The organism is Nocardioides sp. ChNu-99 (assembly GCF_029493445.1).
Taxonomy (GTDB): domain Bacteria; phylum Actinomycetota; class Actinomycetes; order Propionibacteriales; family Nocardioidaceae; genus Nocardioides.
In genome coordinates this window covers 159,214-172,281 of sequence record NZ_JAHWBL010000002.1, presented here as the reverse complement: position 1 = coordinate 172,281, position 13,068 = coordinate 159,214, and the positions used below count along the sequence as shown (strand labels likewise).

Below are 13,068 nucleotides of genomic sequence, written 5' to 3'. Positions count from 1 at the left end.
CGCCGCCGCGGGCGCCGCGCTCGCGCTCGGGGTGTGGACCGGGCCGGGCGGCGCGCGGGTGCGGGGACCGCTGGCCGCCGCCGTGCGCCCGGTCGCCGACGTCGCCCTCGCCTGGGTGGTCGCCGCGCTGCTGCTGGGCGCGCTCGTCGCCGGCCTGGGGACGCTCGTCCAGCAGGAGGACGCGCAGTGGGGATCCTCGCCCGCGAGCTTGGGGTCCGACCTGCTGGACGCCGTGCTGCCGGGCCGCTGAGCCGCCCGTCCGCCCACCTGGCGGGAGGCCCTCGCCCGGCCCGGCGTTCCGTGCCACACTCCGCAGGTGGCCACGTCGACGATCGTCATTACCTAGCGCGCCCCGGACCACCGGGCGCGCCGACCTCTCCTGACCCGAGAGGTTTTTTTGTGCCCGCACCCCGGTCGTCCGTCGCGCGCGCCCCGGTCCGCCGTACTCCCGCCGTACCCCCGAAGGACGCACCATGACCACCCCCGCCGCAGCACCCGCCGCCCCCGCCCCGCTCGACCTCCAGGGCGCCTTCCACGTCTACGACACGACGCTGCGCGACGGCGCGCAGCAGGAGGGGCTCAACCTCTCGGTCGCCGACAAGCTCGCGATCGCGCGGCTGCTGGACGAGCTGGGGGTGGGGTACGTCGAGGGCGGGTGGCCGGGCGCGAACCCGAAGGACACCGAGTTCTTCCGTCGGGCCCGCACGGAGCTCGACCTCAGCCACGCCCGGCTGGCGGCCTTCGGCTCGACCCGGCGTCCCGGCACGGCCGCCGCCGACGACCCGCTGGTCGCCGCGCTGCGCGACTCCGGCGCCCGCACCGCGTGCCTCGTCGCGAAGTCGCACGACCGCCACGTCGAGCTCGCGCTGCGCACCACGCCGGCGGAGAACCTGGCGATGGTGCGCGACACGGTCTCCCACCTGCGCGCGGAGGGCCTGGAGGTCTTCGTCGACGCGGAGCACTTCTTCGACGGCTTCCGGTCCGACCGGTCCTACGCCCTCGACGTGCTCGGCGCGGCGTACGAGGCCGGCGCGGAGCTCGTCGCCCTGTGCGACACCAACGGCGGCATGCTGCCCCGGTGGGTGGGCGAGGTCGTCGCCGACGTCGTCGCCACCACGGGCGGGCGCGTCGGCATCCACGCCCACAACGACACCGGCTGCGCGGTCGCCAACTCGGTCGCGGCGGTCGAGGCGGGCGCCACGCACGTGCAGGGCTGCCTCAACGGGTACGGCGAGCGCACCGGCAACGCCGACCTCGTCGCCGTCGTCGCGGCGCTGGAGCTCAAGCTCGGCCGGCCGGTGCTGCCCCCGGGCGCGCTCGCCGAGGCCACGCGCATCGCCCACGCGGTCGCCGAGGTGACCAACTTCCCGCCCGCGTCGCGCCAGCCGTACGTCGGCACGTCGGCCTTCGCGCACAAGGCCGGGCTGCACGCCAGCGCCATCAAGGTCGACCCGGACCTCTACCAGCACATGGACCCGGCGGGCGTCGGCAACGACATGCGCCTGCTCGTCTCCGACATGGCGGGCCGCGCGACCGTCGAGCTGAAGGGCCGCGAGCTGGGCTACGACCTGGCCGTCGACAGCCCGGAGGGCAAGGAGCTGGTCTCCCGCATCACCGAGCGGGTCAAGGTGCTCGAGGCCCGCGGCCACACCTTCGAGGCGGCCGACGCCTCCTTCGAGCTCATGCTCGTGGAGGAGCTGACGGGCGCGCGCCCCGCCTACGTCGAGGTGGAGTCGTGGCGCGTCATCACCGAGAGCCGCTCGGGGGGCGAGGCGCTGTCCGAGGCCACCGTGAAGCTGCACGCCGGCGGCACCCGCATCGTCGTGACGGGGGAGGGCAACGGCCCGGTCAACGCGCTCGACCAGGCGCTGCGCGCGGCCATCGGCCAGGCCTACCCGGAGGTCGCGAAGTTCCAGCTCATCGACTACAAGGTGCGCATCCTCGACCAGGGCCACGGCACCGACGCCATCACCCGCGTGCTCATCGAGACCAGCGACGGCGAGTCGTCGTGGGTCACGGTCGGGGTGGGCGCCAACGTGGTCGAGGCGTCCTGGGGAGCGCTGCTCGACGGCGTCACCTTCGGGCTGCACCGGCGGGGCGCGTGAAGGGGCGGGCTGGCAGGATGAGCGCATGACCCTCTTCGGTGCCCACGAACCCGAGCGCGAGCCCACCGGCGTCTTCGGCGTCGACGCTCAGGCGGCACCGGGGTGGCTGTCGCAGGAGGCCCTCGCGGAGTCCCGCGGGCGCGTGCCGATCCTCTACGTCGAGGCCGTCCCCGTGCGGGTCGACCACCTCGGGCAGGTCGAGCGCCTCGGCGTGCTCCTGCGCGGCTCGGTCGACGGCCGGATGACCCGGAGCCTCGTGTCGGGCCGCGTGCTGCTGGGCGAGTCGGTGCGCCGCGCGCTGCTGCGCAACCTGGAGAAGGACCTCGGCCCCGCCGCCTTCCCGCAGCTGCCGGCGAACCCGGTGCCCTTCACGGTGGCGGAGTACCTGCCGCTGCCCGGCGTCACCCCGCTGCACGACCCGCGGCAGCACGCGGTCGCGCTGGTGTACGTCGTGCCCGTGACGGGGGACTGCCAGCCGCGCCAGGACGCCCTGGAGCTCACGTGGCTCACGCCGGAGGAGGCGCTCGAGCCCGAGGTGCTCGCCGACATGGAGGGCGGCCGCGGGCTGCTCGTCAAGCAGGCGCTGGCCCACCTCGGGGCGCTCCCGGCCTGACCACGCGGCGGGCCAGGTCCGTCCACGCGGCGCTCAGGCGCTCGACGGGCAGTCCCTGCACCTCGACCTGCGCCCGCACCACCGGGACCTCGAGGGGCGCGAGCAGCGCGGAGGCGAGCAGCGGCAGGTCCCCCGCGACGCCGATCTCGGCGAGCAGGTAGCGCACGTGCAGCACCCCGAAGGAGTACGCCGCCAGCGAGCGCCCGTGGGGCGCCGCGGCCGCCTCGAGCAGGGCGCCGTGGAGCAGGTTCTGCCGCAGGCGCTCGGGCCCGAAGGCGAGCAGGCGCTCCAGCGGGTCCGCGCCCGGTCCCAGGGGCGGCGGGCCGCTGATGACCCGCTCCTGGAAGCCGGTCTCGGAGCCGTCGAGGACGGCCGCCATGAGCCCGGCGCGGCTGCCGAAGCGCCGGAAGATCGTGCCCTTGCCGACGCACGCCTCGGCGGCGACCCGGTCCATCGTCACGGCGTCGGCGCCCAGGTCCCCCACCAGGCGCACGGCGGCGCACAACACGGCGTCCCGGTTGCGGGCCGCGTCGGCGCGCACGCGCGGGGCGTCCGCGAGGGGCAGCGGCACGGGGGACGAGGTCGGCGTCACGGGGACGAGGGTAGACGATCGGCGGAGAAACGGACTATGGTCCGGGAATGGATTCGGACCGAGGTCCGTTTCGAGTCGTGACCACGGCCCACCCGCCCCTCCCCGAGGAGAACCCATGACCAGCACCGTCCCCGCCACCCCGGTCCGCGTCGCCGCCCTCGTCGGCAGCGTCCGCACCGGTTCCGTCAACCGCCGCCTGGCCGAGCTGCTCCGCGACCGCGCGCCCGAGGGCGTCGAGGTGGAGATCGTCGAGGGTCTGGGCGACCTGCCGTTCTACGACGACGACGTCGACGCCGCCGGCGCCCCCGAGGCCGTGGAGCGCGTCCGCGACGCCATCGCCGCCGCGGACCGCGTCCTGTTCGTCACGCCCGAGTACAACGGCCGCATGCCCGCCGTGCTCGCCAACGTCATCGACTGGGGCTCGCGCCCCTACGCGGCCGGCGCCCTCAAGGGCAAGCCCGTCGCCGTGGTCGGCGCCTCCTTCGGCCGCTTCGGCGGCGTGTGGGCCCACGACGAGGCCCGCAAGTCGGTCGGCATCGCCGGCGGCGTCGCCCTCGAGAAGGGCCTGTCGGCCACGCCGACCTCGATGGACCTCAGCGGCGACGAGCAGCTCGTGACCGACGCGCTCGCCGTGCTCACCGAGCTCGTGGCCCACGAGGGCGAGACCGTCGCGGCCTGAGCCGGGGCAGCGGGGGGCGACTCAGTCGTCGCCCAGCCCGCGCGCGTGCAGCGCGTCGCCCGTCGCCCGGGCGCCGGCGACCACGCGCACGACCATCGGGACCAGCAGGGCCCGGGGACTCCGCTGGAGTCCCCGGGCCCGTGCCGCGTCCCGGGTCTGCAGGGCGATCTCCAGGGTCGTCGGCAGGGCGCGGATCATCAGCGAGAAGGCGAGCCCGACCCGGGCGGGGTCCACCCCGAGCGGGCGCAGCGGGCCGAGGACGCGGGTGACGACGTCGATGAGGTCGTCGACCGCGGTCGTCGTCGTCAGCACGGTCGCGAGCAGGATCATGCCGAGCAGGTCGCCGACCGTCTCCACGGCGGGCGCCCAGCCCCGGGTCCACACCTGGTACGCCGTCAGCGCCACCGCGACGAGCGCGAACCCCCGCAGGGAACGCAGCGTGCGGCGCAGGGGGGCGCCCGACCAGGCGACCAGGCCCACCGTCAGGGCCACGAACACGACGGCGCTCGCCGGTCCGCGGACGAGGGTGACGACCACCGCGGTCACGAGGAGGGCGAGCAGCTTCGCACCGGCCGGGAGCCGGTGCAGCCACGTGCGCCCGGGGCGGTAGGCGCCCAGCGGCAGGGTGGTCACGCCGTGGCCCGGTAGTGGTCGACGACGTCGGCGGCCGGCCCGTCCGCCACGACGCGGCCGCCGTCGACGAGCAGCGCCCGCTCGCACCGCGCCGCCAGCTCGAGGTCGTGCGTCACGAGCACGAGCTGCTGCTCGAGCCCGAGGAGCAGGTCGCCGACGAGGCGTGCGTTGCGCAGGTCGAGCAGGGTGGTCGGCTCGTCGGCCACGAGCACGGCGGGGTCGGTGGCCAGCACGCCCGCGAGCGCCAGCAGCTGGCGCTGCCCGCCCGAGAGGGCGTGGACGCTGCGGTCCGCGAGCTCCCCGAGGCCGAACCGCTCCAGCACGTCCTGGGCCGCGGCCCGCCGGCGCGCCTTGTCGCGGTGGGTACGGCGCAGCGAGAGCGCCACGTCCTCGAGCGCGGTGGGCATGACGAGCTGCGCGGAGGGGTCGGTGAAGACGAAGCCGACGCGCCGCCGTACCGCCGCACCGTCCTCGGCGACGTCGACCCCGTCGACGACGACGCGCCCGGCGGTCGGCTCGACGAGGCCGTTGAGGAGCCGGGCGAGCGTCGACTTGCCCGAGCCGTTGGGCCCGACCAGCGCGACGCGCCGCTCGGTGAGGTCGAGCGTCGTGCGGTCGAGCACGAGGACGTCGCCGTCGGCCGTGTCGGCCCGGACGACGACGTCCTCGATCCGGATGTGACCCAAGGGGTGGTCAGCCGGCCGGGGTGCCGGCGGGTGCGGCGGCCGCGCGCCCGGCGGCCGTGCCGTCCCCACGCCGGGGCAGGAGGTCGGGGAAGGCCCGGTGCACGGAGAAGGCCACGACGGCCATGGCGACGTTCTTCAGCACGTCCCCGATCCAGAAGACCTTGTCGACGTCGAAGGCCGCGGCCCAGGTGAGGTCGGCGTTGACGACCAGGCCGGCCATGCCGAGCGTGTGGATGAAGACGGCGCTGCTGAACAGGCCGGCGGCGAAGTAGCCGGGCGCCGCGACGGCGCGGCGGGGGAGGCGCTCGACGATGAACCCGCACAGGCCGGCGGCCAGGGCGAAGCCGAGGAGGTAGCCGCCGGAGGGGCCGACGATGACCCCGAGCCCGGAGGCGCCGCCGGAGAAGACGGGCAGGCCGACCGCGCCGGCCGCGACGTACAGCAGGACGGCCAGGAAGCCGCGGCGCGCGCCGAGGACGGCGCCGGCGAGCAGCACGCCGAAGGTCTGCAGCGTGATGGGGACCGGTCCGGCGAGCTTGATCGCCGGGAGGATGGCGCAGATCGCGATGAGGGCGGCGAAGCCGGCGACGAGCGCGATGTCGGTGCCGGTCGAGCGGCGCGGGCGGCCGGTGCGGGAGGGGGTGCTCATGCGGGGTGCTCCTGGGGGATCCGGACCTGACCGGTGGTCAGGTGAACGGCGTTCAGGTTAGGGTCGGAGTCCCGGTCGGTCAATCGGGGTCCGCCTGCCGGGCCCCGCGAGGAGGAGTCGTGGCGCTCGTGCGGTACCACCGCCCCGACGTCGTCGCCCGCGCCGTCGACGTGCTCGACCGCTACGGGCTCGGCGACCTGTCGATGCGCCGCCTGGGCGCCGAGCTGGGCGTGCGGCCGAGCGCGCTCTACCACCACTTCCCGAGCAAGCAGGCGCTGCTCGCCGCCGTCGCCGACGAGATCCTCGCCCGGGCGCGCTTCGAGCCCGACCTCGCCGCCCCCTGGGACGCGCAGGTCGCCGCCGTGTGCGGGTGGGTGCGGGACGCGGTGCTCGCCTACCGCGACGGGGGCGAGGTCGTGGCGACGGCGTACGCCTTCGGCACCGGGGCCACCGCGCCGTACGACGCGCTCCTCGCCGCGCTGCGCGCCGGCCGGGCCGAGGGGCTCGGCGAGGTGGACGAGGGGCTGGCCGAGATCGGGGCGCGCACGCTGCTGCACTTCGTGCTCGGCCACGTCGTCGCCGAGCAGACCCACCTCCAGGCGGCGAGCGCCGGCGCCATCGACGACGCCCCCCGCTCCGGCGGCGACTTCGCCGTCGGCCTCGGCATCGTGCTCGACGGGCTCCGCGCGCGGGTCGGGGCGCGGTAGGAGGGGCGGGCGCCAGCAACACCGCGGTGAGTTCAGCAACGTCCCCACCGGCGGGATCGAACGATGGGACCCCGAGCAGGTCGCCAACGCCGCGGCGATCATCGTCGCCGGTGAGGAGATCCCCGTACCGGCGCGTGCCCAGGCCATCGCGGTCATGACCGCGATGGGCGAGTCCAGCCTCAAGGTCATCGACTACGGCGACAACGCCGGCCCGGACTCCCGCGGGCTCTTCCAGCAGCGCGCCAACGGCGCCTGGGGCAGCTACGAGGAGCGGATGGACCCCGCATGTCCTCGATCAACTTCTACGAGGCCCTGCTGCGCGTCGAGGGCTGGGAGACCATGGAACCCACGCTCGCGGCGCACAAGACCCAACGCAACGCCGACCCCTTCCATTACGCCCCGCTGTGGGACGACGCGGTCGACCTCATCACCCAGATGACCGACGCCGGCGTCGAGGTCCTCGAGGCCGGCCAGCCCTGCTCCGGGCTCAACGTCCCACCCGGTGAGGTGACCTACCCGGTCGCCAACGGGGTCTCGATCGACCGGCAGAACTGGGGCAACTCCGGCGGCAACTGGGCCCGCGCCCACACCGGCGCCGACTTCTCCCTGCCCTGCGGTGAGCCGGTCTACGCCGCCCACGCCGGCGTCGTGCGCACCGACCCCTCACAGAGCGGCTGGGCCGGCCCGAACTTCATCAAGATCGAGACCGGACCCGGCGCCCTCACCACCTGGTACTCCCACATGGCCGCCGCCGACTTCGCCGACGGCGACCAGGTCCAGTCCGGGCAGATCGTGGGCTACGTCGGGTCCCTCGGCAACAGCACCGGCTGCCACCTGCACTTCGAGGTCCACCCCACCAACGGCTCCATCTACGCCGACAACATCAACCCCTCGACCTGGCTACGCAACAACGCCGGCCGCACCCTCACCCCATGACCGCGCCAAACAAGCCGCATGAACCGGCTCAACGATCAGACCACCGCCCAACCCCCGATCGTCGATCCGCCCGCGTGCCTGCCGCCGACTCCCATCGTCGACAGGCTCGTCGGAGCGCTCGACGTCGTCGTGATCCTGGCGGTGATCGGCCTAGTGCTCGGCCTGCTGCTCCACCTCCTCGCACGCCGCGACGACCTCAGATTCCTCGACGATGAACCCGTACCGCGCCTGGCGCGCTGGATCATGGGGGTCTCCGCCGCGCTGGGGGCGGCCGCGCTGCTCATGCGCGTCCTCATCGGAAATTGCTGACCGACGAGGGCGAGCAAGGTCGGTCGGGGTTCAGTCGAGTGCGGTCGCGCCGCCCGGCGCCTACCCTGGGCAGCAGGCCAGCGGATCGACGGAGAGAAGGGGGTGGTGGCGGTGACGCAGCGTGTGCTGTTCGGCGACGTGAAGCCGTTCGACGTGCCCGCCGACCTCGACGAGCTTCGCGGGCCCGTAGGGACCATGGTCGAAGTGCTCCTCTGGGTGATCTGGTCGCCCAACCCCCGGGCGATGGACCTGGCCAACCCCGCGGTGGAGCGCATGGTCTACGGCGCCGCGGTGGTCGAGGGCACCGTCGAGATCCAACGCAGCCTGCTCAACAGTGACCGGCTGGTGGCGCTGTGGGACGACCTGGTGCTGCCCCAGCGGGTGCGCACGGGCTGGGAGGAGCGATTCCCGCTCCTGGCCAGTACCGACGCCTACGACAAGAACGACGACCCGCCGTGACCCCTGAGGACGACGCGACCCGCGCCTTCCGCTGTGAGGTCTCCCATGCAGTCCTGTCCGCGATCGCGAGCGACGACTTCGCCCTCGCGGGCGCCGGGGCGATCCTCGAGCACGGCATCAGCATCCGCCCCATCCAGGACGTCGATCTATTCACCGCCCGCCAGGATGTCGAGGCGTTCTCAACCGCGGTCGACCAGGCCGTCACCGGCCTGCATGAGCGCGTTACACCGCCACCGTGGAGCGCCGTGCACCGCAGTTCGCACGCTTGCAGGTGACCCGCGAAGCCAGCGAGACATAGAGCCGGTCGGATGACCGACGGGACCGCCCGCGACGCCGCCGCCCGGGACGTCGACCGAAGCGACGATCAGCCCGCTCGTGCGGTAACCGTCAGCACGGGGAAGGTCACGGCGTCACGGGTCCGGAACACCGACCGCTCGCGAGCCCGCCAGTTGGTGGCCAGCGCCGCCCACGCGACGGCTACTCGGATGCGCAGCACCGCCACCCGACTCGACGTGCTCGCCGAACGCCTCGCCTCCGCTGCGGGGCAGCAACGGGTGCTCCCGCCGAGTCCGAGTTCGTATCCGCAGGTCGGCGCGCTGCTGGACCGCGGCAGCGCTAACGTGAGCGCACCGGCACGACAAGCCGCCCCCAGCCCGGGACAGTCGCAACCGGCGGCCACGCCGACCGACTTCGAGGTCAACGAAGCGGTGTCAGGTGACGACCGGGTTGCGCGCCGGTTCTGGTCGCACGTCGTGCTCATCCCGGGGTCGTCATGCGCCTGGTGGGTCGGCGCGATCTCCGGTCACGGTCACGGCCGGTTCTGGGTGCGATCGAAGGCCGATGGCAGCGACCATGTGGTGGTCGCCCACCGCTTCGCCTACGCGCTCGCGCACGGCCGAGCGGCGCTTGAGGCGGCGCCGATGCTGACCCACCGATGCGACAACCCGCTGTGCGTGAACGTCAATGACCTACAGGTCGGAGACGCCCTGTCGAACGGTCAGGAATGGGCGACGCGACGCCCACCGCATCGGGAGCCCGCTGCGTGATGTCCGGGGCTTCTACCGGCGTGCTCGGGCCTTCAGGGAAGCGTTGCAGCGCGGAGCCGGGCTCGAGGAGGTGCGGCGAGCTGGCGACCCCGATGCCGATCAGCCCGCGCTCTTCTAGCCTCCGAGCCGGTTCGTAAACCCGGTTCCGCTCCGGGGGCTATGGCTGGACAACATCCCCGCCTACCGAGTGCGATCCGCGTCTTCACACCTGCCGTCGGGGCTCGATGAACTTGCTTGGGATGCCCATCGGACGACACCGACGAGAAGTAGCACGGCGAGGAGATGGCCGGCCAGAACCCCGAGCACGAGGAGTGTGGCGGCGCCATGGACGCCTGCCGGCAGCGGAGTGGTGTCGCCCGCGAATCGGAGGACGAAGGGGACGGCGACCAACCAACCCTGCACAGGTGCTGACACGACCGGCGTAATGACCGCGGTCGTCACCCACGTACCTAAGGAGCGTCGCGCCCCACAAGCCATGCGGCCTGTGCTGCCACCACCAACCCGCCGCAGCGGGGCGCCGACCCGAGCCTAGGGTTGAAACGCGGATTCCCGCAGCGTCACATGGCCAGTATTACTATGTCTGATAGTAGATGCGGGCTTGCGATGCGGAGGTACGGGCGTTGAACTTGCAGACAAGGATCTCGTTGGTGATCGGGGCGGTCGTGGCGTTGATCGTCGCTGCCGTCGCCATCGTCTCGCTGACCGGAGGGGGAGAGACGCCGACCGAGACCGTCGACGACACCGTCAGCGAGTCACCCCTCGTCCGCGCCGACAGCAGGATCCTCGGTGAGGAGGGGTCATCGGGCGTGACCTTCGTCGAGTTCCTCGACTTCGAGTGCGAGTCGTGCGGTGCGGCCTACCCGGTCGTGGAGCAGCTCCGCGAGGAGTACGCCGGCCGAGTGACCTTCGTGGCGCGCTACTTCCCGCTGCCGGGCCACTTCAACTCCGAGCGCGCCGCCCGAGCGGTCGAGTCGGCTGCCCGGCAGGGCGAGTTCGAGGCGATGTACCAGACCATGTTCGAGACCCAGGCGTCGTGGGGTGAGGGGAGCGCGCCGCTGGACGATCTCTTCCGCAGCTACGCGGTGGACCTCGGCCTGGACATGGCGCAGTACGACGCCGACTACGCCTCCGCCGAGGTCGCCGACCGGGTGCAGGCCGACGTCGAGGACGGCCACAGCCTGAACGTCTCGGGGACGCCGACCTTCTACATCGACGGTCGACTGGTCCAGCCCGAGACCGTGCAGGACCTCGCCGACGCACTCGACAGAGCGCTCGGTGAGTGAAGCACCGACCAGCCGACGGCCCGCGGATCGCCCGTTGGCGTGGTGGCTGCTGGCTGCCGGAACCGTTGGGCTGGTGGCGGCTGCAGTCCTCCTCGTCGAGCGGATCCGGCTGGCCGAGGACTCGGGATACGTTCCCAGCTGCAGCATCAACCCGGTCCTGAGCTGCGGGTCGGTGATGGAGTCGGCCCAGGCGTCGCTGCTGGGTTTTCCCAACCCGGTGATCGGAGTGGCCGCGTTTCCCGTCGTCCTCGCGACCGGCGCGGCGTTGCTGGGCGGCGCCGGCCTGGCTCGGTGGTACTGGGGCGGTCTCCAGGCCGGCGTGACCCTGGGATTGGTCTTCGTCGGGTGGCTGATCTTCCAGAGCCTCTACCGGATCGGGGCGCTGTGCCCCTACTGCATGGTCGTGTGGGCCGTGGTGCTGCCGACGTTCTGGTTCGTGACGCTGCGCAACATGCGTGCCGGGGTGTTCGGACACAGGATCGTCGAGCATCGAGGTGTCGCGGCGCTCCACGCCTGGCGGGCTCCGGTGCTGCTGGCGGCCTACCTCGTCGTGCTGACCCTCATCGGCGTCCGGTTCTGGTCCTACTGGTCGAGACTGCTATGAGGCGCGCGTTGTGACCGAGGCTCAGGGCGTCATCCTCGATGCCTCCCTTCTCCTGGCCGTGCCGGTCGCTCTCCTGGCTGGCCTGCTGTCGTTCTTCACGCCGTGCTCGCTGCCGTTGGTCCCGGGCTACCTCTCTTACGTCGCGGGCATGGCCGGCGCCGAGGCAGCCTCGCCGACTGGTCCGGTCGGCGGCGCCCGGGGGACCGGGGGGACCGACATCGCCGCCCCGGCGGTGACGCCGCGTCGTCAGCGTTCTCGGACGGTGATCGGCGCATGTCTCTTCGTCCTCGGATTCGCGGTCGTCTTCACCAGCTACGGCGCTCTCTTCGGGGCGGTGGGCGCGCGGTTCATCCAGCACCAGGACACCATCGTGCGCGTGGCCGGCGGAGTCACGATCACGTTCGGCGTGCTCTTCATGGGGCTCGCGGGCCGTCTGCCGGGTCTGCAGCGGACGGTCCGGCCACGGGTCACGCCGAGGGTCGGCCTGGCCGGCGCTCCGCTCCTCGGGGCGGTCTTCGGCATCGGGTGGACGCCGTGCATCGGGCCTGCGCTGGCCGCGGTGCTGACGCTGGCCACGACGACCTCGACGGCCGGTCGGGGGGCGTTGCTCACGATGTCGTACGCCATCGGGCTGGGGATCCCGTTCGTGCTCGCCGCGATCTTCCTGACCCGGTCCCTGCAAGTGTTCGCGTGGGCGCGCGCCCGCACGGTCACGCTGACCAGGGTCGGCGGCCTCATGCTTGTCGGAGTCGGCGTGCTGCAGGTCTCTGGCCTTTGGGCGAGCCTCGTGGCGAGCCTGCAGGTGGTCGTCGCCGGTTGGCAGGCGCCGCTGTGACCGGCCCGGGCGAGCGATCGCCGAGCCCTTCCGAGGCGCCTGGGCCTCCGGTGAACCGGCGCCGGTGGTGGGCGTGGGGGGCCGCGCTCGTGGTGCTGGTGCTGGTCGTAGTGGCCTACCAGCGACTGAACGCGGTGGAGGTCTCTACCGGGCCGGCCGGCTCCGGGGGCGCAGCGCGAGATCTCGTTCAGCAGTACGAGCCCGCAGAGCGGGAGCAGGTCGGTGAGTTCCGGGCGAGCACCCTGGGTGGTGACGAGGTCACCGACGTCGACCTGAGGGCCGGTGTCGCCGTGGTCAACGTGTGGGGGTCCTGGTGCGGACCGTGCCGGGTGGAGGCGCCGGTGCTGGCCCAGGTCGCCACCGAGTACGCCGACCAGGTCGTCTTCCTCGGACTGAACGTGCGCGACAACGCCGATGCGGCCCGAGCGTTCGAGCGCTCGTACGGCATCCCCTACGACAGCGTCGTGCCCGAGGAGAGCGCTGCGCTCCTGCTGAAGTTCGGGTCGGCCCTGCGGACCTCGGCGGTCCCCGTGACCCTCGTGCTCGACGGCGAGGGCCGGGTGGCCGCCCGGGTACTCGGGGCCGTCGACGAGTCCACCCTGCGAGGCCTTCTCGATGACGCGCTGGCGGAATGAGACGCCCCGGACCGGGGCTCGACACCGCGCTGACCGCCACGGCCGTCGTCAAGCGCGTCGAGGCGGCGATGCCTTCGTGCCCGTCGTCGCGGCGTCTGCCTGCTGCGTCCTGGTGGTCGGCGCCGTCGCAGTCGCTCCGTTCGGCCGCGAAGCGAGACTCAGCGACTCTGGCCCTGCTGTTGCCACGTCAGGTGCGCCCGACCCCGCCGACGCAGCTGACGCAGGTGCGTCCGATGTCGAGGGGCCCGGTCAGGGGCAGCTGGGCGACCCTCTGTCGGAGCGGTCGCCGACGGTGCC

18 protein-coding genes are annotated in these 13,068 nt (G+C 73.2%); 14 read left to right on the top strand and 4 right to left on the bottom strand.

All coding sequences use genetic code 11. The features are described from left to right. The 3 genes from KK617_RS01810 to KK617_RS01800 all read left to right on the top strand — a co-directional run. Positions 1–250: hypothetical protein (locus KK617_RS01810; RefSeq protein WP_277497684.1), on the top strand; the 250-nt coding region annotated here is incomplete at its 5' end. Between the two features lie 223 nt (positions 251–473). Beyond that, positions 474–2,105, top strand: a complete 1,632-nt coding sequence (gene cimA, locus KK617_RS01805) for a citramalate synthase (RefSeq protein ID WP_277497683.1) — start codon at positions 474–476, stop codon at positions 2,103–2,105. A gap of 25 nt (positions 2,106–2,130) precedes the next feature. Further along, positions 2,131–2,718: an NUDIX hydrolase family protein gene (locus KK617_RS01800; protein ID WP_277497682.1), complete on the top strand. Its 588-nt coding sequence runs from the start codon at positions 2,131–2,133 to the stop codon at positions 2,716–2,718. Here the strand turns inward: KK617_RS01800 and KK617_RS01795 are convergent. Next, positions 2,678–3,310 carry a TetR/AcrR family transcriptional regulator gene (locus KK617_RS01795; protein ID WP_277497681.1) on the bottom strand — a complete coding sequence of 211 codons (633 nt, stop codon included), beginning with the start codon at positions 3,308–3,310 and terminating at the stop codon, positions 2,678–2,680. The two genes, KK617_RS01800 and KK617_RS01795, sit on opposite strands and share 41 nt — an antisense overlap. Before the next feature lie 115 nt (positions 3,311–3,425). On the opposite strand from KK617_RS01795, the gene KK617_RS01790 reads away from it, so the two are divergent. After that, a complete protein-coding gene (locus KK617_RS01790) occupies positions 3,426–3,989 on the top strand; it encodes an NADPH-dependent FMN reductase (RefSeq protein ID WP_277497680.1) in 564 nt (187 codons plus the stop codon). A gap of 21 nt (positions 3,990–4,010) precedes the next feature. On the opposite strand, the gene KK617_RS01785 is transcribed toward KK617_RS01790, so the two are convergent. The 3 genes from KK617_RS01785 to KK617_RS01775 are packed head-to-tail and all read right to left on the bottom strand — an operon-like array spanning position 4,011 to position 5,957. Continuing rightward, the gene (locus KK617_RS01785; RefSeq protein WP_277497679.1) at positions 4,011–4,622 is read right to left on the bottom strand and encodes an energy-coupling factor transporter transmembrane protein EcfT; all 612 of its coding nucleotides are present in this window, start codon (positions 4,620–4,622) and stop codon (positions 4,011–4,013) included. Then, positions 4,619–5,308, bottom strand: coding sequence for an ABC transporter ATP-binding protein (locus tag KK617_RS01780; RefSeq protein WP_277497678.1), 690 nt, complete (start codon positions 5,306–5,308; stop codon positions 4,619–4,621). The genes KK617_RS01785 and KK617_RS01780 overlap by 4 nt, the downstream gene beginning before the upstream one ends. Before the next feature lie 7 nt (positions 5,309–5,315). Further along, positions 5,316–5,957, bottom strand: a complete 642-nt coding sequence (locus tag KK617_RS01775; RefSeq protein ID WP_277497677.1) for a biotin transporter BioY — start codon at positions 5,955–5,957, stop codon at positions 5,316–5,318. Between the two features lie 119 nt (positions 5,958–6,076). On the opposite strand from KK617_RS01775, the gene KK617_RS01770 reads away from it, so the two are divergent. From KK617_RS01770 to KK617_RS01725, 10 genes are all read left to right on the top strand, one after another. Next, on the top strand, positions 6,077–6,664 hold the full coding sequence (locus tag KK617_RS01770; protein ID WP_277497676.1) for a TetR family transcriptional regulator: 588 nt from the start codon (positions 6,077–6,079) through the stop codon (positions 6,662–6,664). A 285-nt stretch (positions 6,665–6,949) separates the two neighbouring features. Then, positions 6,950–7,600 carry a M23 family metallopeptidase gene (locus KK617_RS01765; protein ID WP_277497675.1) on the top strand — a complete coding sequence of 217 codons (651 nt, stop codon included), beginning with the start codon at positions 6,950–6,952 and terminating at the stop codon, positions 7,598–7,600. Between the two features lie 18 nt (positions 7,601–7,618). Continuing rightward, positions 7,619–7,909, top strand: coding sequence for a hypothetical protein (locus KK617_RS01760; protein WP_277497674.1), 291 nt, complete (start codon positions 7,619–7,621; stop codon positions 7,907–7,909). Positions 7,910–8,014: 105 nt separating this feature from the next. Continuing rightward, positions 8,015–8,368, top strand: coding sequence for a transcriptional regulator (locus KK617_RS01755; protein ID WP_277497673.1), 354 nt, complete (start codon positions 8,015–8,017; stop codon positions 8,366–8,368). Then, positions 8,365–8,643 (top strand): hypothetical protein, encoded by a 279-nt coding sequence (locus KK617_RS01750; protein ID WP_277497672.1) that lies wholly within the window; start codon positions 8,365–8,367, stop codon positions 8,641–8,643. Before KK617_RS01755 ends, KK617_RS01750 begins: the two co-directional genes overlap by 4 nt. Before the next feature lie 33 nt (positions 8,644–8,676). Beyond that, positions 8,677–9,414, top strand: coding sequence for a hypothetical protein (locus tag KK617_RS01745; protein ID WP_277497671.1), 738 nt, complete (start codon positions 8,677–8,679; stop codon positions 9,412–9,414). A gap of 647 nt (positions 9,415–10,061) precedes the next feature. After that, positions 10,062–10,697, top strand: a complete 636-nt coding sequence (locus KK617_RS01740) for a thioredoxin domain-containing protein (protein WP_277497670.1) — start codon at positions 10,062–10,064, stop codon at positions 10,695–10,697. A gap of 34 nt (positions 10,698–10,731) precedes the next feature. Beyond that, entirely contained in the window at positions 10,732–11,301 is a 570-nt protein-coding gene (locus tag KK617_RS01735; RefSeq protein WP_277497669.1) for a vitamin K epoxide reductase family protein, read from the top strand. Between the two features lie 10 nt (positions 11,302–11,311). Further along, entirely contained in the window at positions 11,312–12,136 is an 825-nt protein-coding gene (locus KK617_RS01730; protein ID WP_277497668.1) for a cytochrome c biogenesis protein CcdA, read from the top strand. Positions 12,137–12,186: 50 nt separating this feature from the next. Beyond that, positions 12,187–12,771 carry a TlpA disulfide reductase family protein gene (locus KK617_RS01725; RefSeq protein ID WP_277497667.1) on the top strand — a complete coding sequence of 195 codons (585 nt, stop codon included), beginning with the start codon at positions 12,187–12,189 and terminating at the stop codon, positions 12,769–12,771. Positions 12,772–13,068 lie beyond the last annotated feature (297 nt).